This is a genomic window from Mycobacterium sp. GA-1841, from assembly GCF_001954135.1.
GTDB lineage: Bacteria > Actinomycetota > Actinomycetes > Mycobacteriales > Mycobacteriaceae > Mycobacterium.
Genome location: NZ_MBEQ01000010.1, coordinates 64,717 through 86,101, shown reverse-complemented (window position 1 = coordinate 86,101; position 21,385 = coordinate 64,717). Strand labels below are relative to the sequence as shown.

Genomic DNA, 21,385 nt, shown 5'->3' with positions numbered 1-21,385 from the left:
AACCAGGCGGGCGATCCACTCCGTGCGGGCCGAAGCGTTCACGTATACCTGTCGTAGAGCACGGGCAGACTCGTCGGTGAGCGGAACACCATGCCTCGGATGTGTGGATCGTCGCCCTCGGGGTCCAGCCGCAAGTTGGGCAGTCGATCGAGCAAAAGGTTGATGGCTGTACGCATTTCGAGACGCGCGAGATGCATGCCGAGGCAGACGTGTACGCCGTGGCCCCAGCTGATGGGCACCTTCGCTTGCCGGAAGATGTCGAACCGGTCCGGCTCGGGATACCGGTCGTCCTGCCGGTTGGCCGCGCCGAGCATCGGCATCACCGAGGACCCCTGCGGGATCGGCACTCCCGCAAGCTCGGTGTCACGCGTTGCGACTCGGGTGATGTTCAACAGCGGCGCGTCCCATCGCACGCCCTCCTCGATGGCCTGCGGGATCAGAGAACGGTCCGCCTTGATCGCGTCGAGTTGATCAGGGTTTGTCAACAGCGCGAACAGCAGGCTTCCCAGCGACCGGTAAGTCGTCTCCACGCCGGCCGGAAGCAGAAGCCGAATGAACGAGTAGATATCCTCGTCGTCTAGCTTCTGCCCGTCGATCTCTGCTGCTGCAAGGCTACTGATCAGATCCTCGCGAGGCTCTGCCCTGCGGGCCTCCAAGATCGGGGTGAAGTACTCGACGAGCGACTTCGACGCCGCCAGAGCACGCTCTGGGTTGATGGTGAAGCTCAACATCGAGATCGACCACCGCTGAAACTGCGGGAAGTCCTCCTCTGGCAGGCCTAGCAACGCGGCGATGATGCGGCTGGGGTAGGGGAAGGTGAATGCCTTGACCAAGTCTGCCTTGCCGATGGCGGCGAATCCGTCGATCAGTTCGTTGCCGATACGTCCGACGATCTGATCTTCCCAGCGCGAAAGCGCCTTCTGGGTAAACGCCCTGGTCACCAGCGACCGCAGTTGACCGTGGATGGGCTCGTCCATACCCAGCATCACCCGGTGTCCCAGGACGTCGCCGAAGATTTGAATCACCGCATTCGACGAAAAGGTCTCGTTGTCGCGAAGCATCGTCTGGATGTCCTCGTGGCGGTAGACCATGAATACCGGCTTACCTTCCTCCCCCGGCATCGTTGACACATCGATGCGCTGGATCGGCGTCTCGCGGCGCTGTTTGGCCAGTTCGGGATATGGGTCGCGAACGTCGCCAGAGACGACATCGTCGAACGCCGCGAATTCCTCGAGCTCGACGAACATATCTGACATGACTTGACTCCTCTACTGAGCTGGGTAGGCGACCGATTAAAGGAACAGCGGCTTCATCGACGAGCTTTCCGTCGATCAACATTCCGGAGGCGAAAGCTGCCTTCGGCATGTCAGCCATGACCACCGCTTTGTTGTTCGGGTGCTTGGCGCACGGACCAAAACCGCATCGCTACCGACGCGACGCGCTGCAGCACCGGCGCAGGAAAAATGCGTGCTGCCAAGACCATCGCCCGCTGGGAGGCGGTCGGGGTCCCGCTTCGCAGCTGGCCCTGCCGCGGAATTCCCAACACCAGCCGGGAAACGTGATGCATCCCCGCCGATGGCAGAATCCTGTTCGACACCAACAACATCGACGCATCGGGGCCCACACCGCGGCGCCTGAACGAAGCGCGGTCGTTCAGCGCCTTGACCAACCCCTCGGTGAAACGTTCCGGTGGTCGGGCCAGACTGACCGCGAAGCGACCGCGCACGTCCATGGTCTTGTGAATGCGGGCATACGGACCATTGAGATCCCGCTGATCGATCGCGCCGGCGTCGGTGATGATCTCGGTGTCGTAGACTCCTGTCACCAGGATGGTGACGCCCAAACCGTAGGGCGCGATCTCGCCGGCCATCGATTCACCCCAGCGCTCCAGTGCGCCCTTGCCCGCCGAATACGCGGCGATACCTGGTTGACCGCGCACACCACCGGCACTGGAAATCAACACGATGCGGCCCCGCCCCGCCGCTCGCATCGACGGCAACAACGCCTTCGTCAACGCGACGGGACCCATGACGGTGGTAGCGAACATGTTCTGCCATACCGCCATCTCGGTCTCTTCGACCATGCCCGCAGAGGAAATGCCCGCGTTGTGCACGAGGGCGTACGGAGCGCCGACAGATTCCTCGATCACCTTGGCAGCCGCCGCGATCGACTCAGCCTCCAACAGGTCCAGCGGAACCCCGATCAGCCGATCGTCATCTACCGGCGCCCCGGTCGCTTCGCGTAACAGCGGCATCCCGCGGTCGGGCGTGCGCATAGCTGCGATCACGCGCCACCCTTCGCGATACAGGCGCACCGCCGAGGCGAACCCCAACCCGCGAGAGGCCCCGGTGATGACGGCCGTGCGCGTCTCAGTCATCAGCCATTCGCATTCTCGGACGCACAGCGATCACCCTTCGACCCCAACTCGACATCGGTGTTTGAGAACGGTCCCTGCTGCCACGTGGCCCACTTGCCGACCGAGTACGGCCCCTCGGCACCGTTGGCCCGGTAATACCCCTGCGGGTCATACACTTTGGCTTCTGGATAGGGCCACGGGCACGCGACTGACGTAGCCAGCCCGCTCGCCTTGATCGCCCAGAACCAGCCGCCGTAAACGAAGTACGACACGTTGATGATCGCGAACATGACCAAGAACGTGCCGAGCACCGGCTTCGTCGGGAACAGCTTGGCCTTGGCGGCCAGCTTCTCGGCCACCGACTTTCCGGTGTCATCGCGATAGACCAGAATCGCCGCCGGAATCATCACGAACGTCACAGACAACGACTCCCAGATCAGCGGGAACTGAAAAGTGGTCCCGGTGAACACCGAGCCCCAGGGGATCACCTGGGCGTAGATGTACAGGCCGGTGCGTACCGCGAAAATCTCGAGTATGGCGTCGAAGATAAAGCCGATCACCAGCACCAGGGCACCCAAGCTGATCAGTGGATGCCGGCTGAAGAACGACTCCGGACCGCGCTCGGCCTGCAGCTTGCGCAGCACCCAGACCGCCGGAAAATACGGGCCGAAATAGAACACGACATAGGCCAACACGATGAAGGGCTCGACCGTCGGCGACATCATGACCAGGTACCAATTTTCCGGCCAGTGCAACAGATCCGGGTTGTACACCGCATACGGCGACCAGTTCATGATCGGGTCCTGCCACACGATCAGCGTGGTACAGAGGAACATCAGCATGACGGGGCTGCCCGGGGCGCGTCGCCAACCACGCACAAAGACGACCACCAGCGCGATCAACCCTACGGCCGTACCGATCTGTATCGCTGTGATCCAATCGATTCCGAAGAGGAATTCAACAGGACGGGGCCGACCCTCCACGTTGGGATTAGCGACGCGGGGGTGAAGATCGATCCGCATCACGGCGACGAAGAGTCCAACGAAGGCGAGGAGCGCCAGTAGGGATACAACGCGCCCAACGTTGAATTTCAGGTCGAGGGACCTGACTGGTTTGCGTTGTTGTTCAACAGTGTTGGACTTCTGAGTAGTCATGTGATTACTCTCCGAAGCGGTCAACGAGACGAGAGTTGACGCCGTCAGCGTCAAGCTGGCGAGCTACCAGGTAGCCGGCACCCATCCATGCACGGCGCGTCCATTTACCGAACGAGACCCTCGTTCCCGGTGCTCCCGACGCGGCGGGCAGCATCTTCACCCGTTCGAGCGCCTCCTTCACACCACGCGGGCTCAAGGGATGAGCGTCGGTGAAGGCCTCCAATAGAGTGGTGGCCACATCACAGTTCACGACCGGCACGCAGTACTGGGGACGTCGGCCGTGCGCCGCCTCGAAGCGATCAAGGAATCGTTGGCCAACCTCGTTTGCCTCGTCGTATTGGTCGATGCCCGTCCACCCCATGAACGCGTTCCACATGACGGGGTTCATCCATGCGTTCTGAAATGCAGTGCTGGATAAGCGCGGTGGGTCCCATTCCAGTTCATCGAGAATCGGTTGGACGAAGACGATGCCGAATCCGAAGCCCATGTGCACGATGGCTTGCGAATTGGCTTCTCGCAACTTGTAGATCGCTTCGCGGACATCCTGAGCGGTCGACGCGATCTCAGCTTCGGCGACGATGCGGATTCCCTTCCTCCGGCAGGCCCTCCGAAAATTCTTCAAATAGCTTTGACCCACCAGCGACTGTTCCATCAACACTCCGACTTCGGTATGCCCACCCTTTGTCAGCAGATCTGTCCAGAAAATCGGTTCGTCGGTCATTGATCCCTGCGGGAACGAGAAGGTCCACTCGCCCAACCAGTCGTCGGTGCCGGTGACGGCAATGGCCGGCACCTTGAAACGTTCCTCGATCGCCTCCTTGGTGGCGACGCAGTTGTCGGTAATGTGCGGCCCGAAAACGACAAGGCATCCTTCATCCACGAGTTCACCGAAGGCATCGATCACCGCCTTGACTGTTCCCTTCGGCATCCCTTCGACTTCGCGATACACGATCTCGATCGGTCGGTCGATGATTCCCTGCGCAGCCGCTTCTTCGAAAATCATCTCGAAGGGCAGCCTTAGGTCATCGTGCATGTCTTGCGGGTAGTCGTCGGGCAGCTTGAAATCCATCAGATAGCCGATCTTGATCGGCTCTGCGCTGCTTTCGTAACTCATGCGACCTCCATTGGTGCTGAATTCTTGGTGACTACCTGTTCCGACTTCTGACAGACCAAACCGTTCAAGGAAAAACACTTGTTAACTCTGCGCCGCAACCGTTCCCGCCGAACACGTTGGCTCCGGCCGGATGATTGCTCGCGGGCGCCGACGCACATCGTGATGGGACAATGTGCTGCGACGGCGCAGTTGCCGGTAGCCATCTTTTGGAGGCTCATGGTTCGATCACCAGCCCGGCGAGATCCTCGTTCGATCGCCAATCTTCCAACAACTTCTCAAAGGCGTAGTACCCAAGGCCGTACAACTCACCGGTATAGGATCTCGGCCGGAGTACCCCCTCGTCGTCGGCGATCTCCTGTCCGTCGTTGTTGAAGTATCCGGGTGTGCATTCTCGGATGAACGCCGAGGTATCGACCGCCACCTCACGAACGTGGTCCACATATGCATCCTGGGCCTCCAAGCTGGGCTCGACAGTCGTCGCGCCGCGCTGGAGTGCCTGGCTGACGATCCAGGCGATATGTCTGCCCTGATTGTTGAATGTCTCGGTCGTCGAGGCATTGAAGCCACCTTGAAAGAACCCGACGTAGAACTGATTTGGGAACCCGTGCGTCATCACGCCATGCAAAGTCCGAAACTCGTGGGACCAATGGTCGTAGAGAGATCGGCCACCACGGCCAGACACCTTGTTGATCCCCCACCTCCGCTGAAGGTCGCTCGTCACCTCGAATCCGCTCGCGAAGATCAAGCAGTCGATCTCGTACTCCATCGACTCGTGGATGAAGCCCCGGCGCGTGACGCGCTCGAGTCCTCGCGTCGGTGACACGTCGAGAAGTTTGACGTTCGCTTTGTTGAAGGTCGGGTAGAAGTCGTCACTGGAAGCTGGCCGCTTGCACATGTGCCGATACCACGGTTTCAGAATCGCAGCTGTGGCTTCATCTTTCACCACCGCTTCGACCCGTTGCCGTAGCCGCTCCATGACGCGATAGTCCATCACCTCGCGCACCGCGAGGAACTCCTCCGGCGTCTGCGGCCAGCCCACCTCGTCGAATTCGGCTGCGAGATTGCGGTTTATCTCTGTCCAGATGTCGCAGATGCGGTCTGGTTCGCCCGGCAACAAACCGTCGATCGCTGCGCGATGAAAGTTCATCTGGCGTTCGCGCTGCCAACCAGGTTGCAACGCGGCCAGCCAGGCGGGATCTGTAGGCGTGTTGTGACGCTCATCGACCGTGGAGGCGGTGCGTTGCAGGACGTATAGTTCCTTGGCAAACCTACCGAGGTAGGGAACAGCTTGAATTGCGGAAGCACCTGTGCCGACGATGGCCACACGTTTTTCGCTTAGTTTGTCAAGAACCGGCTGCTCTTGGCTTCCGCCGGTGTATTCGTAATCCCAGCGGGCCGTGTGAAACATCCTGCCTTCGAATTCATCGAGGCCTGCGACACGTGGCACCTTCGGTGTGTTGATCGGCCCCATCGCCATCACTACAAAGCGTGCTCGGATATCATCGTCACGGTCGGTCGCAATGCGCCACCTCTTGACTGATTCATCCCAGCTCAACGCGTTGACACAGGTGTGAAAAAGCGCCCCACGATAAAGGTTGAATCTCCTAGCGACATCTTGACAGTACTGCCGAATTTCGAGTCCGTCCGCGAACTTCTTCGATGGGCAGAACCCCATTTCCTCCAAAAGGGGTAGATAGCAGTAGGAATCGTTGTCACAGGACAGGCCAGGGTATCGATTCCAGTACCAGACCCCACCGAAGTCCCCGGCCTGTTCGATGATTCGGAGATCCTCTATACCTGCCTGACGCATGTGATAGCCGGCTAGTAGGCCGGCCCATCCACCGCCGAGGATGGCGACCTCTACATCCTCGCTCAGCGCCTTCCGTAATGCGCGGGGCATGTGTGGGTCGCTGAAATCGACTGCTTGCGTTTCGTCCTCGGCCGCAGACGTGTACTGCTCCTGGCCTTCCGGACGCAGACGGCGACTCCGCTCTTCGCGATACTTCTCGCGAAGCGCCGCAACGTCGACACGCTCCGGATCTGGCAGTTGCGTCGGTTCACAGGTCATAGGTGTGGCCTTCGGTTTTCGGAGCAAATGTCAGCGGAAGCCGCTCCATCGCCAGTAAGGCGGCGTTGGGTATGTAACGGATCTCGTCAACTGGTATCGCGAGTTTGAGATCTTTGAGCCGCTTCGCTGTCTGTCTGGCGGCCACAAGCAGTTGCATTCGTGCCAGCGAGACGCCCAAACACAGATGGACGCCGGCCCCGAACGTCATGCTCTTCCGGATGTTGGTTCGGTTGGTATCGAACTGGCGCGGGCATTCGAACACTGACTCGTCGTCGTTGGCGGACGCGAACAGAACCAATAGGTGCGCCCCCTTTGGCAGCGCCTTCTTACCCAACATCACCGGCTCGGTGGTGACTCGTGACAGTGCTCGCACCGGTGGCTCAAGGCGTAGGAGTTCCTCGATGAAACGTCCCATCGACGAATCATCTTCGGCAGCTTCGTAGAACTGGCGGGCGATGTCCGCGTCCGTCGCGACCTGGAAAAGGATATTGGTGAATGCGGTAGACATCGAGTCGTGGGTGTTTATGAGGAGCGCACGCGCGGTGGCGACCAGCTCCTCGAAACTCAGAGGCTCCTCGTCGGGCGTGCGGGCGGTGATGATGTCGGAGAGCATGTCGTCCTCGGGTTCAGCCATTCGTCTCCGGACGAGCGCGATCAGGTAGTTCTGCATTTCTGCTAGGTCATGAGCCGCCCGAATCATGTCTTCGCGAGTGTTTGTGAGGCTGAACTGCGACAGATACGCGCTGCCCCAGCGCTTGATCGTGCTCATGTCCAAATCGTCGACTTGCAGCTGTTGCATGCTGAATGCGATCGCCATAGGCAACGCCAGTTCGTGCAACCCATCCAACTCGCCGCGCTCGACGAGGTTCCCTAACAGCCCATCCACGAGCTCTTCAAATTGTGGCTCAAGGGACTTCATTCGCTTCCTGCTGAAGGCCTGAGACAGCAGACGGCGTACCCGGTTGTGGCGCGGTGGGTCGATGTTGGCGACGTCTGGAAAGAAGCCACCGCCCTGACGCTCGAGGACTTCTTTCATCTCATCGAGGTGGCCATGCGCCATTTGTTTGTAGTAGCCGAGTTCTTGGGAGAACACGACGGGGTCTCGCAGTACCGCCTCGAGATCTTCGTGTCGTGATACCAGGTACATACCCAGATTTTTTTCGAAGTAGACCGGGGCGTCGTACCGGAGGGCGCGATAATAGGCGAACGGCTTCTCTTGGACTGCCGGGTCTATGAACGATACTTCGTCGAGAGAACTCAAGCGCTCGACATCGACCGGGCAACGCGTATTCGGGGTCGTTCCTTCTGTCGTCACTAGATCGCACCTCCGCCTATCGCTGTTTGGCCGTCGTGTTCGCCGTTGCGCGAAGCGATGTGCATTTCGCGTCCCACGTATCAGGACTGATCCCCCGCATGCGTAGATCAGATTTGATAACCCGAAGCGTTGCTTGGGTTTTCGGCAGTTCGTCCACGAATTCGATGTAGCGCGGGACCATGAACCGAGCCATCCGGCTCTCAAGATCCTCATGCAGATCTTGCGGACTCATCGTCGATCCAGGGCGCCTGACTGCAAACAGCAGCACCTCGTCTTCGCCGTTGTCAGCGGCCACCGCTACCGCCGCGCATTCATCGACATCGGGATTGAGCAACACGTCGGCTTCGACCTCGAACGACGAAATGTTCTCCCCGCGACGCCGGATGGCATCGTTAAGGCGGTCGACGAAGATGTACTCGCCTTCCGGCGTGCGGATAAGTGCGTCACCCGTATGGAACCAACCGTTTCGCCAAGCAAGTGCCGTCGCACGATCGTTATTCCAATAGCCTGCGTTCATCACCCACGGGATACCGGAGCGCACTACGCACTCCCCCATGGTGCCGTCTACGACTTCGTAGTCGTTGGCATCCACCAGCCGGACCTCGAAATTCGGATAACCTTCTCGGAGCCGGCCCAGCGTGCGGTCATTCGCGGGGTTCCAACCAGAGCGAATCGCCACGCCTCCTTCAGTGCTGTTGTAGACGGTGCAGATGCGCACCCCGAATTCCTCGCTGAACTTCCGGTAGCTGCCCCCGAGTGGGGCCATGAACAAATTCTTGAGAGTTGTTGCACCGGTGGGTCGTTTCGGATCCCGCAAGAGCAGGTCGGCCATCGATCCGACTAGCATGCCGGTCGTTATCTCGTAGTTGGCCACATCGTCCCAGAAGCTGGTGAGCGCGAACCGGGGCCGCATGACCACTTGTCCACCGACCATTGCCGCGTTGTAGGGAATTGATTTGGATCCGAAGTGGGCATGCGACGTTGTGCAGTAGAAGATGTCTGCGCGATCGAGGTCCTCGATCGGAAACGTCCCGGAATTGATCGCATGCAGTTGCCCCCACGGCAACTTCACTGCCTTGGACGGTCCCGTGGTTCCGGATGTGTAGGTGATACAGGCGATATCGTGAAGCTCTGGCACTCTGATCCGATCACGCGTGGCCGCCATGTCCAGCGTGAGAGCGTCGAGCGGCGTGATGTCAGGGAGAGAAGAACTCTGCTCCGAACAGTAGTCCGCGTCGAGTACAAGTACTCGCTCAACCGTCTGCAAGTCCGAGGCGACCGCCGCGACCAGGTCGACGTACTGTGGGGCCACGACGAGTAATTCGGGTGCGCAGTTGTTGATCGCGTACGCGAGCATGCGTCCTCGAAACTCTGGGTTGGTTGCCGCATCGATCGCGCCGATGCTGGCGAGACCGAGCCACGCGGACAGCGCGTCCACACCGGCGTCGAGCACGGTGACGACTACGTCACCTTGCTCCACGCCAAGGGCCAAAAAGCGCGCTGCCCATATGTCTTTCGACGTCCGCAGCTGGCTCCAGGTCGCCGACGGCCCGTTGACGCTCCGTACGAAAACCCGGTGTGGATCCGCTTCTGCCATGCGATTCACGATCGCCGGCAACGTCTCCGGTGACATCGATGTCACGCATACTTCCAGAAGGCGCGCATCATCGATATCCTGCCCGCGTCGTCAAACGTGAAATGGTCGACAAGTGGACCGACGTGCTGCAGCGCACCCTCCCGTGTCACCACTCCTTGCAGAATGGCAATTGCCTCATTGCCGCACACGATGACATCGCGTTCGAGCCAAAGCTTCATCGGAGAGAGGTCGCTGACCAAAGCCCAGAACTCTGTACGCAGACTCTCGATACCGTTGTACGTGTCGACCCCTACGGGGTCCTCCAGAACGGTGTCGTCGGCCCAAAGCGCCAACCAACCTTCCTTGTCCTGATTGCTCAGGGTCGAGCAGTGCGCGTTGATTGCCGCGATGATTGCATCGGCGTCTGGCATTTGGTTCCCTTCTGCAGAAAATCAGGTGATTCTCAATACGCATTCACACCTTGCTGATTTCGTCACTCCAGCCTGTATCACGCTCGCGTACAGCGGCTCTCACACCCTTCTCGTGAATCAGGCGTAGGTGCAGTTCTTTGGCGATTGCGGCCTCCGCACTCGGGACGTAGGGGTCACGACCCACATCGACCATTGCGGACAACCCGGCGGCCTCGTAGAGGCGATGGGTTCCGCGCTTGTTGGCGACGAGATCGCCGGTCTCCATGTGTGCCAACTGTTCGGCAAAGCGCATCGCCGTGGCCTCTTCCTCACCGAGTGTCACGACCCGGTTCACGTAGAACAGTCGATGCGCGGTCTCCGCATCCAGCCATCCACCGGTCATCCACAAGTGCTTCATCACGCGAATGGGAAAGTGAAAAGGCATGAGCGCGTATGGCCCGTACGGTGTACCGACACCGACCCGGGATTCCTCCCAGCTGAAACGTGAGTTCTCAGCAGCGACGACTACGTCGGCGGCCAGGAGAAAGGTATTCGCATGAGGTCCCACGAAGCCTTTGGCAGCTACTACAAGACCTTTGGTGAACCGCCATGGTGGTAGTAGATCGCCGGTATGTACCCAGTACTTGTCCTCGATGGTGGCGGGCTCCTGGCCGCCAATCGTTTCCGCCGCCACCTGTTGAATGTCGTGGCCGGAAGAGAAGTTCGGACCTTCGGCCGTCAAAACCACGCACTTGATGTCGTCCATCCGGTCGCAATCTGCCAGGACCGAGTAGAACTCCTTCTCCATCGTGCTGTTGATGGCATTCATCTTCTCGGGCCGGTTCAGCCGAACTGTCACGATGTTCGGCAACCGTTGCACCTTGAGGCATGTCAGTGCAGTCCAATGGGTTTCAGCCACAGTGTGCCTCCTGTCAGTTGCTGCCGAACAGATGACAGCCGTCATTAGCCGCGCGGAAGACCGAGAACTTGTTGAGCGATGATGTTCCGGTGGATCTCTGAGGTGCCTCCGGCTATGGTGGCCGCGATGCCGCGGGTATAGCGCTCGAAACTGCTCGCGAAGTACTCGTCGTTGTTCATGTGTTGATAACGGCCGGTCACTGGATGCAACAGCCCTTCGATCCCGGCCGTGTCCAGCACAACGTCGGCTGCGCGCCTTTCGGCTTCAGAGCCGAGCAGTTTCAGCACCGACACCGACGACGTGTCCGCCTCGCCGCGCGCAGCACGGGCCAAGGCAGCCGATCCCATCGCCCGTAAAGCGTGATAGTCCATGATCATCGACGCGTACTGGTCTCGCTCAACCGGAGTCCGCGGCCGGCAGTCGGCGATGAGGTTGTCGAGCCGATCGGCGAACAACAACCACATCATGGTTCGCTCGTGCCCTAACGACCCATTGGCCACCTGCCAGCCCTTGTTGAGTTCACCGACGAGATTCTCGGCTGGAACACGAACATCGGCGAAGAACACCTCGTTGAAGTCCAGATTGTCCTGACTGGCGACATCGGCGAATGGCCGACACACCAGGCCTTCGGTGTTCGTCGGGATGATGAGCGCAGAGATACCTTTGTGTTTTGGCAGGTCCGGATCCGTGCGCACGAATGCGAGTAGGAAGTCCGCGTGATGCGCGCCTGAGGTCCATACCTTCTGGCCGTTGACGATGAAGCTGTCACCCTCGCGTACAGCCCTGGTGCTGAGCGAGGCAAGATCCGAACCAGCGTTCGGTTCGCTCATTCCCAAGGATGCCGTCATCTCACCACGCAGTACCGGTACCGCCCACCGGCGTTTCTGCTCTGCGGTGCCAAACGTAATGAGCGATGCGGCAACGATATTCACACCTTGGGGGTTAAAGCTGTGAAAAATTCGTCGCCTGCATAGTTCGTCGAGATGTACGAACTGTTGAAGCACAGTCGCATTGCGGCCCCCGAATTCGGGCGGCTGCGCGGGCAGCAACCAGCCATGGTCGAACAACAGGCGTTGCCAATCCCTCGCCCACTGCGGCATATGGGAGACTGACTGTGGGCGCTCGAGCGTCTCCGACTCAGTCGGCAGGTTGTCGTCGAGGAACGCGGAGAACTCTGCTCGAAAACGCTCGACGTCGTCATCAAAAGTCAGCTGCACGGTACTCCTTCGCGATGATCGCGCGGTGTTCTGCCGCACCACCGAGTAGTACTTCCCCCGCCCTCGCACGTTTGACGGCGAACTGCAGGTCGTTCTCCCAAGTCAGACCCATGGCGCCGAAGCACTGCATGCCGTGCCGAACGACATGCGACTGAGCCTCTCCTGCAGCGGCTTTCGCCATGAACGGCGCTAGTCGACTTCGTTTGTCAGCAGAGGCGATGGTCAGCGCAGCGAAGTAGGACAAGGCGCGGGCACGTTCGACGAACACATGCATATCGGCGACCTTGTGCTGGATTGCCTGGAAAGACCCAATAGCGACCCCAAATTGATGACGTTCCTTGACGTGCTCAATGACCATCTCAAGAATCCGCTGGCAAGCACCGACCGTATGTGTCGCCATGCCGGTTAGCGCGACTTGCTTGGCGCGTTCGGTATCGGTGACGATTCGATCGTCGTCGGATACCCGTACGTCGTCGAACAGTAGGTCGCCCACGTGCAGCACAGGATCGAACGCGGCGGCCCGACGGGCAGTCACTCGGCCCGCGTCGACGATGAAGACGCCGGCTTCGGTGAGAACAGCAAGACGGTGTGCACGATCCCCGTCGAGGACAAACCGGGCAACACCGCTGAGAAGCCATCCCATGCCGTTCCGGCGCGCAGTCACACCCATGTAGACCGCGGCACCTGACTGGGATGCGTCGAAGTGATGGTCAACCAGAGGCGCGAATTGAGTGGTGGTGGCGAGGAATGGAGTCGGATCGCTCGCCCGCCCGAGTTCCTCGAGCACAAGGGACAGCTCGACAAAGCATTCTGTGGTGGCGAGTTCCGTCCAGCCCTCCCCGCAGTACCACCGCCATAGTCCGTCAGCGTCCGCAGCCCCCTCCGCGATCGAACGAACAAGAGACGCGGGGCACTGTTTCGCCACCGCCTGCTGAACCGTCTCGCGCCAGAGACGCTGGTCATCGTCGAGTTCTAGAAGCACTCGGATCCCCATCTTCATCGAAGGTGTGCTGCGAGAATAACGTTCTCATATCGCGTAAGTCAACGTTGTCATTGCTTGACAAGCATGATGATCGCAAAGCAATATTCCTGCTTGACGGTTGTGGAGTATCGCAGGATCGCAGAGGCGGTAACCCGCATTTTGAGCGTTCTCCGAAGCTGCTGGGACGCCGACGGAGAGTGCGCCGGCGTCACCTCTGCCAGAACCCCGACAGCATCGTCGGCATCAACGTCAATCGCTGACTCAGGAGATCAAGGTGGCCAGGAAATCAGACGGCAAGCCCTCGCAAGTCGAACTCGACCTGTCCGATGTCGACCACCGGGTCGGCAAACCGATCGGCGGCGGCCAACTGTGGGATCCATGCAGTTCCTCCGACATTCGCCGCTGGGTGATGGCGATGGACTATCCCAACCCCCTCCACTGGGACGAGAAGTTCGCGCGCGAGTCGAAGTTCGGAGGACTGATCGCGCCACAGTCCATCGCCGTCGGCCTCGATTACGGCCACGGGGCAGCGCCCGCCTGCGTAGGCCACATTCCCAACAGCCACCTCATTTTCGGTGGAGAGGAGTGGTGGTTCTATGGCTGCCCGGTCCGGCCGGGAGACAAGCTCTACCAGACTCGACGGTTCCACGACTACAAGGTCGTTGAAACCAAATTCGCCGGCCCTACCATGTTTTCGCGGGGCGACACCACACATACCAACCAGAACGGCGCCCTGGTGGCGCGTGAACGGTCGACCGCGATCCGCTATCTGTATGAAGAAGCCAAGAAGCGGGGTATGTTCGAGAGCCAGCTCGGTGAGATCAAACGATGGACGCAACTGGAGCTGGAAGAAGTAGACAGGTTGCGCCGCGAGTGGCTTGAGTCGAATCGGTTTGGTGTGTCACCCCACTTCGACGAGGTGAAGGTCGGCGATACGCTTCCGCGCCGAGTCATCGGTCCGCACACCATCGCCACATTTACTACGGAGTATCGTGCCTTTGTCTTCAATATCTGGGGCGGATTCGAATGGGTGGCACCGCCCGGTGTCGAAGATCCGTGGATCTATCAGGATCCTGGTTTCGGCAAGGATTTCGCATTCGACGAAGAAGATGCGTTCATCGATCCGCGTAAGCGCGACGGACTCTATCTAGGGCCGTCTCGGGGCCACATTGACGCCGATCGCGCCAGCGAAGTCGGCATGGCACGCGCGTATGGGTACGGCGCAACGATGGGCGCTTGGTGCACCGACTACCTCGCGTACTGGGCCGGTCAGGACGGGATGGTGCGTCACAGCAAGGCAGATTTCCGCGGACCGGCTTTCGAAGGTGACGTGACGTACTTCGACGCCGAAATCATCGACAAGGACGCCGATTCAGCATGGGGAGTTCCGCTGGTTCAGGTGAGGCTGCAGCTGACGAACCAGAACGGCGACGAGCTCGTCAGCTGCACCGCCGAGGTCGAGATTCCTTTGTGACGAGGCTATGCGCATGAATTCAGTTGTGCCACCAGAGCTATCGCTGGTATCCGGCCCCCCGTTGAGCGACGAACCGGGCCTCGGCGCGCTCACGTTGCCCGGGTTTCTAGACGATGTGACATCGATGTATGGCGACCGGGAAGCGCTTGTGTTTCACACCACCGGTGGAGACATCCGCTGGACGTACGCCCAGCTGTGGGCTCGGGCAATTGATGTGGCATGCGCGTTGCGTGCGAGCGGCGTCGGTAAGGACACCCGGGTCGGCGTGTTGATGACCAACCGCCCCGAGTGGGTCTCGGCGTTCTTTGGCATCTCACTCGCCGGAGGTGTAGCTGTCCCGCTGAGCACGTTCTCGACCCCTGCGGAGCTCGCGCATCTGCTGCAAGCGTCGAGCGTTGCAGTGCTGCTGTTCGAAAGGCGGGTGCTCAAGACGGACTTCCACTCCGTCCTGTGCGAACTGGCGCCGGAGATCGGATCGACGCCACCGGGCGCGCTGCAATCCGAGAGATTCCCATTTCTGCGCTATCTCGCAGCGGTGGGCGACGCGTCGCCAGGCGTCGACACGTGGGACGGCTTTCTCGCCCGCGGTCGTTGCGAACCACGCGAAGTGATATTCGCGACCGCTGCGGCGGTGCTTCCCAGCGATACCGGAGCCTTGTTCTTCTCTTCGGGCTCGACGAGTAAACCCAAAGGCATATTGAGCGCGCACCGCGGCATCGCCATTCAAATGTGGCGCTTTCGCCGGGTGTGTGAATTTGGGCCGGAGGACAACATCCGTTGTTGGTCGGCCAACGGCTTCTTCTGGTCCGGCAACTTCGTGATGTCGCTGGGCGCCACACTCGCAGCCGGCGGTTGCCTCGTCCTACAGCCGACGTTCGCCGCGTCTGAGGCGCTCGAATTGATGGCCGCGGAGCGAGTGAACTACCCGTTCGCCTGGCCGCATCAGTGGGCGCAGATCGAAGCCGCACCGAACTGGCTTACCGTCGACCTGAGCAGCATGCGGTTCGCCGATGTCACGACACCGATCGTGAGTCATCCGACGGCATCGGTCGAACGATTCGTGCCTGATCACGCTTACGGAAACACTGAAACGTTCACCTTTTCAACCATGGTCGAAGCCGACACGCCTCGCGAGGTGCATGCTGACAGTTGGGGTTGGGCGCTGCCCGGCGTGACGCTCAAGATCACCGACCCAGCTACCGGCAGCGTGGTTCCGCGAGGCGAACGTGGAGAAATCTGCGTTAAAGGTCCCACCCTCATGCTGGGCTACCTCGGCATACCGTCGGATAAGACACTCGACGCTGAAGGGTTCTTCCCCACAGGCGATGGCGGATACCTCGACGACGCCGGCCGACTGTTCTGGGACGGAAGACTTTCCGAAATCATCAAAACAGGTGGTGCCAATGTCTCACCGCTTGAAGTCGACGAAGCCCTTGCCAAGCATCCCGCTGTGAAGGTGACCAAGACCGTCGGCCTGCCGCATACGACGCTCGGCGAGGTCGTGGTCGCCTGCGTCGTCCCGCACGAGGGCGCTCACGTTCAAGCCGAAGAGATTCGCGGCTACCTGCGGGAACGCTTGGCGAGTTACAAAGTGCCGCGTCATGTGCTTTTCCTTTGTGACAATGACCTCACGTTGACCGGCAGCGACAAAATCAAATCCGGCGAACTTCGCGAATTGGCCGCAAAGCGACTGCATTCCGAGTAGGTGGCCCCGCCGCCGTGTGTGCACCCGTAGTCAGTTAGATGTGGTCGAGTTTTTCACAGTGGCGGGAGCCGCGATCGCCTGCCAGCACCAGGACCACACAACGTCTTCGGTCAGGTTCGTGCCGTCCATCCCTTCGTGCAGTGCGTTGAACTGGCCGAAGGACGTCATCGTGTAACCCAGTAATGAGATCAGCTGCGGCAGCGAGAGATCGTTTCGAATCAGGCCCGCGTCGGAACATGCGGTCAATATCTCCGTCAACAGTTTGCGATGCGGCGCCCACACTTTGGCAAACGCTTCCGGACGTTCGACCTCGAGGCTCAGGTTGTACATCAGAACGAGCCGGCCACCCACTTCCTGCGATGAGCCCGGCCTTGAAAGCACCCCCCGACACCACGCCTCTAGCCGCCCCACCGGTCCGTCTGCGGCCTCAACCTGTTCCCTGATCGCCTCGGTGTATCGCGCGGTCACGTCTTCATAAAGCGCTAGCAGAAGCTCGTCCTTGCTGGAGAAATGCTGGTAGAACGTCCGTACGCTCATATTTGCGCGCTCGGCCAGGGTTTGCAATGTGAAGTTCGCCTGGCCGGATTCTTGGACAAGTTCAAGGGCCGTTGCCATGAATTGCGTGCTCCGCGCAACGGCGAGTGCCCGCGCTTCGCCGAGTCGACGCTCGACGGCGCGCTCCTGCCATGTGCGAGTGACTTCGCTGGTTGCGCCCGGGGCGTCTTTCGACGCGTCACCCGTCTTCATGACAACCCGCCCGCGCAGCGCCTTGCCCCGCAAATCCGATTCGACTCGGCACGATCGGCACGGCCGTCGACGAGGCGTGGGCGAAGAACGGGCATGCGTCCACAATATCGGCCTGGTGGATTCTGGCTCGAAGTGCGGACCTCAATTCGACTCGCAAGCACGTCCGGTACCGCCTTCTGTCGACCGTCTGTGAGAACGTCACTCTCTAGTAGAGAACTCTAGCATTCTCGATTTGCGTCAATCACCATTAACAATATCTGCTCATCCTAACTGTTGATAATCTGCTAAGCTACGTGAGCGGGAGCCACCTCGCGGTGCAGCGACTGTTGTCGAGATCCCCGGCGTGCGCCCCTTTCCGCATCCCGCCTCACATCGCGCCAAGGAGATTGATTGTCGATGAGTACTGTCCCGACGTTTCAGGCCCTGGTCGCGCGGCAAGATGACGACGGAATCCGGGCGACAGTCGATGCACTGGACAGCTCGGAGTTGCCGCCAGGTGAGGTCACCGTCCGGGTGCACTACTCCAGCGCGAACTACAAAGATGCATTGGCGCTGACACCGAAAGGCGGTGTCGTGCGTGCATATCCGATCGTGCCCGGCATCGACCTCACAGGTGAAGTAGTGTCCTCCGATTCCGACGAATTCAGTGTCGGAGAGCTGGTTTTGGCCCACGGCTATGAAATCGGGACCGGCAGGCATGGCGGCTACGCCGAATATGCGCGCCTGCCTGCGAACTGGGTGGTCAAGCTCGGCGAGTTGAGCCCGCGCGAAGGTGCGGCGATCGGCACGGCGGGATTCACCGCAGCGATGAGTGTGGAAGCGCTACAGCGGCATGGCATCAAGCCAGAGGACGGGCCGATCGTGGTCACCGGCGCAACGGGCGGGGTCGGATCGGTCAGCATCGATCTGTTGGCAGCAGCGGGATACCAGGTGGTGGCGTCCACGGGCAAGGGTGACGCGACAGATCGATTGCACGCCCTTGGCGCAGCCGAAGTTATCGGCCGCCTCCCCGAGGATCCCGACGCGAAGCCACGACCGCTCGGTAAGAGCCGCTGGGCCGGCGCCGTCGACTGCGTCGGCGGGGCAACCCTGGCCCATGTGCTGAGCTCCATGAACTACGGCGGCGCCGTGGCGGCCAGCGGGCTGACCGGCGGTGCCGCACTACAAACCACCGTTATGCCGTTCATCCTGCGCGGTGTGGCGCTTCTCGGCATCGACTCGGTGCTCATGCCGATTGACTCTCGCCGCGAACTATGGCGGAAGCTGTCCAGTTCACTTAAACCGCAGCATCTTTCGCACATCACAACTGACGTCGACGTCAAAGACATCAGCGACGTACTCGACGAGCTTCGAGCTGGAAAGTATGCCGGGCGCGCGGTGGTACGAGTCGCAGGCGGCTTCTGAGAATCCTGCAGCAGAGTCGAATACTCCAGTAAGCAGGCAGCACACGACCGAAGACACCAGCAGCGCGAAGTCGTAGACCAGCTCAGCCGGCAGTTAGCGCGGGCGGAGCCCGTCCAGCAGTGCTATGAGCGCCTGGACGCTCTGGTCTCGCGCGTCGTGCTGATCGGGCGCATTGGCGATGAACATCGCTGCTTCCTCTGCTGCTGCGAGAAGCACATGGGCAAGTACCGCGACAGGCTGGCCCGCGGCTAGGTCGCCTTCCTCGATCGCGCGTTCGAGCATTGCACGGATGGCTCCCAATCCATAAACGCTTTCTAGTTCCCGCCATCTGGACCAGCCCAGAACTGCAGGCCCGTCGATGAGAAGAATTCTTTGCACCTGGGGCGTCAGGGATGCGTCGAGAAAGCCAATCAACCCCTGCCGCAACTGATTAAATGCGCCGTCGGCCGGATCGGCGAGATTTTTGGCGGCTGCCATGACGAGCCCCTCTTCAACCGCGATGAATACCGCCTCGAATAGCGCCCGCTTGTCAGCGAAGTGGTGATACAGCGCGCCACGAGTGCCCACATCGGCCGCGGCTACGACTTCTTCGGTGCCGGTGTGGTGATAGCCCTTCTCCACGAACAGTTGCTGCGCGGCATCCACCAGTGCAGCGCGGGTGGCCTCTGCTTGTGCGGCACGTCGCGCCTTCGGGTCAAGCCTTTCTTGCCCATGCGTCATCGCAACAGCGTATTGCATGCGGCCTGTAGGTCACATACAGTCTGCATGTCACCTACAGCCCGCATGTGTGGTTGGTCGCTCTAGCCGGAGGTTCGCCGTGTCAAACCCTGCCGATGTTGTTCGCGAGTTTTGCGCCCTGATGGAACGCCGCGATCCGAATGCTCTGCGGCCGTTACTCGCCGACGACGCCGTCTATCAAAACGTTGGAATGCCGGCGTTCACCGGGGTCGACGCCATCGTGGAGAACATGGGCGCGCAATTCTCGATGTTCCCGGACGCTTATGCGTTCGAAATTGTCAATATTGCGAGCGACGGGCCTGTCGTCCTGACCGAGCGCCTCGATTACATCCAGGCCCCCGATGGAGCCAAGCCTGCCATTCCGGTGATGGGAACGTTCGTCGTTGGAGATGACGGCAGAATCACCCGATGGACGGATTACTTCGATGTCAACCTGACGGTCAAACTTCTCCAAGGCGAAGACATCAGCGCACTGGTCCCAGGCGCGCCCAAGGCATGACTCGGTGAACACTGAAGCGACGACCGACGAGACTGACGGGCAATTGGTCAACATAACCGCTCAATCCGGAGACATCCACTCAAGCGTGTTGTCAGGCCGTTCCAGAATCTGGCTTCTTGTCGTGTGCTCGATGGGTGTCCTCCTGGTCATTTCGTCAATGGTGGCCCTCAACGCCGCGTTGGGTGCTATCGCGCTGGAAACCCTTGCGACACAGTCACAATTGACCTGGATCGTCGATGGCTACACGCTGGTGATGGCCTGTCTGTTGCTACCAGCCGGCGCGTTGGGGGATCGCTACGGAAGGCGTACCGTCCTCCTCGTCGGACTCGTCATCTTCGCCGTAGCATCGCTGGCACCCATCTACTTCGACTCGCCAACCGCTCTCATAATTGCGCGCGGCGTCACGGGCATTGGTGCCGCAGCGGTACTTCCAGCCACCCTTTCGCTGTTGATTGCGGCGTACCCAGAAGATCAACGTAACAAGGTAATTGGCATCTGGGCTGGAGTTTGCGCATCCAGCGCCCTGGTCGGCTTCATGGGCACTGCGATACTCACCCAGTTCGGGCCGTGGCAATCCATCTTCTGGGCCTTCGTCGCTGCAGCAGCACTGCTATTCGTGTCAGCCCTGACGATTTCGTCATCCAAAGATCCCGAGGCAACGCCGGTCGACCTGTGGGGCGCGCTGCTCATCGGTTCGGCGGTCGCCGTTTTCGTCTTCGGCGTGATCGAAGCCCCACTCCGAGGGTGGAGCGCCCCCTCGGTGTATGGCTGCCTCGCCGGAGGCGTCCTGCTTGCTGTTGCCTTCGGCTTCGTCGAACTCCGTCGCAAGCACCCACTGCTCGATATTCGTGTATTCAAGAGACCCGACATGCTGACTGGCTCTATCGGCATGACAACGCTCTTCTTCGCCATCTTCGGGTTCTTCTTCTTGATCATGCAGCATCTGCAGTTGGTGCTCGGCTACACCCCGCTGCAAACCGCTATTGCTTTGTGCCCGCTGGCGGTTCCCCTACTCGTATTCGCGGCACTCACCGGGTGGTATCTACCCCGCTTCGGGCTGCGCATCTCCGTCGCGGTCGGACTCGCAACCCTGGCAGCCGGACTGTTGTGCATGCGACTACTCGATGTCGACTCGTCATACTTCGACCTGGCATGGCCGATGCTCGTGCTCAGTACCGGAATGGGCATCTGCAACGCCCCCTCGACTACTGCTATCACCGGGGCCGTTCCACTGAGTAAGCAAGGTGTCGCCTCTGCAATCAACGACACCACAAGAGAGCTTGGCGGAGCGCTGGGCATCGCGCTCGCCGGTTCCATTCTCGCCGCCGGATACAACGACGCACTCGTTCGACACGTCGCGACGCTCCCCGAAACGGTAAGGGAACCCGCGCTCGGTTCACTTGCACAAGCGTTGACGATCGCCGACCGACTCGGACCCGCAGGAGGCGATCTGACTTCTCACGCCAAAGCCGCCTTCATGCAAGCAATGCACTCATCGCTCTTGATGCTGGGGATAGTGGTGCTGGTTTCCGCTATCGTCGTCGCCATCTGGGCACCTGGACGCGACGGGCAACAAATCCGGGTGGTCCGGCGGTTCACTGCCGGACGTGGTGAAAAGCCACGATCGACGACGACAGCGCGGGGTTGAGCAGCTACTGGCAATGAAACACAGCGAAAGACGCGACACCAGCGACGGATCGGTGAAAT

At 60.3% G+C, this 21,385-nt stretch carries 18 protein-coding genes; 5 read left to right on the top strand and 13 right to left on the bottom strand.

Annotated elements, in window-relative coordinates; genetic code table 11:
- Window positions 1–38: 38 nt before the first annotated feature.
- The 11 genes from A5740_RS03005 to A5740_RS02955 form a co-directional block, all read right to left on the bottom strand.
- On the bottom strand, window positions 39–1,256 hold the full coding sequence (locus A5740_RS03005) for a cytochrome P450 (RefSeq protein ID WP_076191380.1): 1,218 nt from the start codon (window positions 1,254–1,256) through the stop codon (window positions 39–41).
- Window positions 1,257–1,366: 110 nt separating this feature from the next.
- Window positions 1,367–2,377 (bottom strand): SDR family oxidoreductase, encoded by a 1,011-nt coding sequence (locus A5740_RS03000; RefSeq protein WP_076191378.1) that lies wholly within the window; start codon window positions 2,375–2,377, stop codon window positions 1,367–1,369.
- Window positions 2,377–3,510, bottom strand: a complete 1,134-nt coding sequence (locus A5740_RS02995) for a spirocyclase AveC family protein (RefSeq protein WP_076191377.1) — start codon at window positions 3,508–3,510, stop codon at window positions 2,377–2,379. Before A5740_RS02995 ends, A5740_RS03000 begins: the two co-directional genes overlap by 1 nt.
- A 4-nt stretch (window positions 3,511–3,514) precedes the next feature.
- Window positions 3,515–4,624 carry an ABC transporter substrate-binding protein gene (locus A5740_RS02990; protein WP_076191375.1) on the bottom strand — a complete coding sequence of 370 codons (1,110 nt, stop codon included), beginning with the start codon at window positions 4,622–4,624 and terminating at the stop codon, window positions 3,515–3,517.
- 214 nt (window positions 4,625–4,838) lie between these two features.
- Window positions 4,839–6,692: an NAD(P)/FAD-dependent oxidoreductase gene (locus A5740_RS02985; RefSeq protein WP_076191373.1), complete on the bottom strand. Its 1,854-nt coding sequence runs from the start codon at window positions 6,690–6,692 to the stop codon at window positions 4,839–4,841.
- Complete coding sequence (locus tag A5740_RS02980; RefSeq protein WP_175616144.1) at window positions 6,682–8,007, bottom strand: cytochrome P450; 1,326 nt, start codon at window positions 8,005–8,007, stop codon at window positions 6,682–6,684. The genes A5740_RS02985 and A5740_RS02980 overlap by 11 nt, the downstream gene beginning before the upstream one ends.
- Before the next feature lie 16 nt (window positions 8,008–8,023).
- Window positions 8,024–9,604 carry an AMP-binding protein gene (locus A5740_RS02975; protein WP_175616143.1) on the bottom strand — a complete coding sequence of 527 codons (1,581 nt, stop codon included), beginning with the start codon at window positions 9,602–9,604 and terminating at the stop codon, window positions 8,024–8,026.
- 41 nt (window positions 9,605–9,645) lie between these two features.
- Window positions 9,646–10,014 carry a nuclear transport factor 2 family protein gene (locus A5740_RS02970; RefSeq protein WP_076191369.1) on the bottom strand — a complete coding sequence of 123 codons (369 nt, stop codon included), beginning with the start codon at window positions 10,012–10,014 and terminating at the stop codon, window positions 9,646–9,648.
- 43 nt (window positions 10,015–10,057) lie between these two features.
- Window positions 10,058–10,912, bottom strand: coding sequence for an enoyl-CoA hydratase/isomerase family protein (locus A5740_RS02965; RefSeq protein WP_175616142.1), 855 nt, complete (start codon window positions 10,910–10,912; stop codon window positions 10,058–10,060).
- A gap of 44 nt (window positions 10,913–10,956) precedes the next feature.
- Entirely contained in the window at window positions 10,957–12,129 is a 1,173-nt protein-coding gene (locus A5740_RS02960; RefSeq protein WP_076191365.1) for an acyl-CoA dehydrogenase family protein, read from the bottom strand.
- The gene (locus tag A5740_RS02955; protein WP_076191427.1) at window positions 12,113–13,111 is read right to left on the bottom strand and encodes an acyl-CoA dehydrogenase family protein; all 999 of its coding nucleotides are present in this window, start codon (window positions 13,109–13,111) and stop codon (window positions 12,113–12,115) included. The genes A5740_RS02960 and A5740_RS02955 overlap by 17 nt, the downstream gene beginning before the upstream one ends.
- Window positions 13,112–13,385: 274 nt before the next feature.
- Here A5740_RS02955 and A5740_RS02950 point away from each other — a divergent pair, with 274 nt between their 5' ends.
- Both A5740_RS02950 and A5740_RS02945 read left to right on the top strand, forming a co-directional pair.
- Window positions 13,386–14,585: a MaoC family dehydratase N-terminal domain-containing protein gene (locus tag A5740_RS02950; RefSeq protein WP_076191364.1), complete on the top strand. Its 1,200-nt coding sequence runs from the start codon at window positions 13,386–13,388 to the stop codon at window positions 14,583–14,585.
- Between the two features lie 61 nt (window positions 14,586–14,646).
- Window positions 14,647–16,290: a class I adenylate-forming enzyme family protein gene (locus A5740_RS02945; protein WP_254849057.1), complete on the top strand. Its 1,644-nt coding sequence runs from the start codon at window positions 14,647–14,649 to the stop codon at window positions 16,288–16,290.
- Between the two features lie 30 nt (window positions 16,291–16,320).
- Here the strand turns inward: A5740_RS02945 and A5740_RS02940 are convergent, their stop codons facing one another.
- Window positions 16,321–17,037 carry a TetR/AcrR family transcriptional regulator gene (locus A5740_RS02940; protein ID WP_139334892.1) on the bottom strand — a complete coding sequence of 239 codons (717 nt, stop codon included), beginning with the start codon at window positions 17,035–17,037 and terminating at the stop codon, window positions 16,321–16,323.
- 396 nt (window positions 17,038–17,433) lie between these two features.
- Here A5740_RS02940 and A5740_RS02935 point away from each other — a divergent pair, with 396 nt between their 5' ends.
- Window positions 17,434–18,441 (top strand): oxidoreductase, encoded by a 1,008-nt coding sequence (locus A5740_RS02935; RefSeq protein ID WP_076191360.1) that lies wholly within the window; start codon window positions 17,434–17,436, stop codon window positions 18,439–18,441.
- Window positions 18,442–18,534: 93 nt separating this feature from the next.
- Here A5740_RS02935 and A5740_RS02930 read toward each other — a convergent pair whose 3' ends face one another.
- Entirely contained in the window at window positions 18,535–19,161 is a 627-nt protein-coding gene (locus tag A5740_RS02930) for a TetR/AcrR family transcriptional regulator (protein WP_076191424.1), read from the bottom strand.
- Between the two features lie 97 nt (window positions 19,162–19,258).
- Between A5740_RS02930 and A5740_RS02925 the strand changes: the two genes are divergently transcribed.
- Both A5740_RS02925 and A5740_RS02920 read left to right on the top strand, forming a co-directional pair.
- On the top strand, window positions 19,259–19,678 hold the full coding sequence (locus tag A5740_RS02925; protein ID WP_076191359.1) for a limonene-1,2-epoxide hydrolase family protein: 420 nt from the start codon (window positions 19,259–19,261) through the stop codon (window positions 19,676–19,678).
- A 43-nt stretch (window positions 19,679–19,721) separates the two neighbouring features.
- Window positions 19,722–21,326, top strand: coding sequence for an MFS transporter (locus A5740_RS02920; RefSeq protein WP_076191422.1), 1,605 nt, complete (start codon window positions 19,722–19,724; stop codon window positions 21,324–21,326).
- Window positions 21,327–21,385 lie beyond the last annotated feature (59 nt).